The 1,316-nt window shown below is 68.6% G+C and carries 1 protein-coding gene and 1 pseudogene; both read left to right on the forward strand.

From position 1 onward, the window contains the following. Positions 1 to 239 precede the first annotated feature (239 nt). Positions 240 to 856: lytic polysaccharide monooxygenase auxiliary activity family 9 protein (locus BFF76_RS34200; protein WP_244167367.1), on the forward strand; the 617-nt coding region annotated here is incomplete at its 3' end. A 2-nt stretch (positions 857 to 858) separates the two neighbouring features. After that, positions 859 to 1,250 (forward strand): annotated as a pseudogene (locus tag BFF76_RS34205) (cellulose binding domain-containing protein); the annotation flags it as partial. Positions 1,251 to 1,316: the final 66 nt, after the last annotated feature.

Raw genomic sequence — 1,316 nt, forward strand, 5'->3', positions numbered from 1 at the left:
GGCGCGGGGGTTCGCATAGGGGTCCAGGTCCTTCGGCAGTGGCATGGTCCGGAAGCTAGCGGTTACCCCGCACCCGTATGTGGCACGTCCGTCGAAGTCACTCGGACGAGTGGCAAAGCCCCTTGTGCGTAAGGCGTTTACATGATTTGAGGTCGGCGCTAGCCTCCGCTAGTGGGAGCGCTCCCAAGCTTGCACCGCATTCCGGCCCCACCCGGCGCCGCAGCGAAGGGACGTACATCGTGATCCATCTGTCGAGACACCGATTACTGGCGGGCACCCGCCGAAGAGCCGTACTCCTCACCCTCCTCGCCCTCCTCACGACCGTCCCGGCCCTCGGGCTCGTCGTCACCACCGGGGAGAAGGCCGAAGCGCACGGCACGCCGATGAAACCCGCCAGCCGAACGTTCCTGTGCTGGCAGGACGGGCTGACCGACACCGGCGAGATCAAGCCCGTCAACCCCGCCTGCAAGTCCGCCGCGCAGGAGAGCGGGACCACCCCCTTCTACAACTGGTTCTCCGTGCTGCGCTCCGACGGCGCCGGCCGAACGCGCGGCTTCGTGCCCGACGGTGAGCTGTGCAGCGGCGGCAACACCAACTTCACCGGGTTCAACAAGCCGAGCACGGACTGGCCGGTGACCCACCTGACCGAGGGGTCGACCATCGACTTCTCGTACAACGCCTGGGCCGCGCACCCGGGTTGGTTCTACGTCTACATCACGAAGGACGGCTACGACCCCACGAAGGCGTTGACCTGGGACGACATGGAGGAGTCGCCCTTCCTCTCCATCGACCACCCGCCGCTGAACGGCAGCCCGGGTACCGTCGAGGCCGACTACAAGTGGACGGGAGCGCTGCCNNCCTGCTCCGACGTGGTCTTCGACGGCGGGAACGGAGAGGTGACCGGGGTCAAGGACGGGACCGGGACCACCCCGACCGAGCCCGCGCCCGGCGCCTGCACCGCCACACGCAGTACGACCGGGAGCTGGAGCGGTGGCTACCAGTCCGAGGTGAAGGTCACCAACTCCGGCACGGTGCCGATGCTCGGATGGATGGTGGAGTGGACGCAGCCCGGCGGGCAGAGCGTCGCCAGCCTCTGGAGCGGAGCGATGACGGCGCAGGGGCAGGAGGTGATGGTCCACAACGCGGGCTGGAACGGTTCGCTGGACCCCGGTGAATCCACGACCTTCGGCTACGTCTCCGAGGGTGGCGCCCCGGATTCCGCGCTTGAGCTCGGCTGCAGGGTGGGCTGAGCTCGCGGCACGCAGCGGTCGGTACCGGCGCCCGAGGGCGGGGTGCCGGCCGCGATCGGGTTCCGG

The sequence above is a fragment of the Streptomyces mutomycini genome (assembly GCF_001700505.1).
GTDB classification, from domain to species: domain Bacteria; phylum Actinomycetota; class Actinomycetes; order Streptomycetales; family Streptomycetaceae; genus Streptomyces; species Streptomyces mutomycini.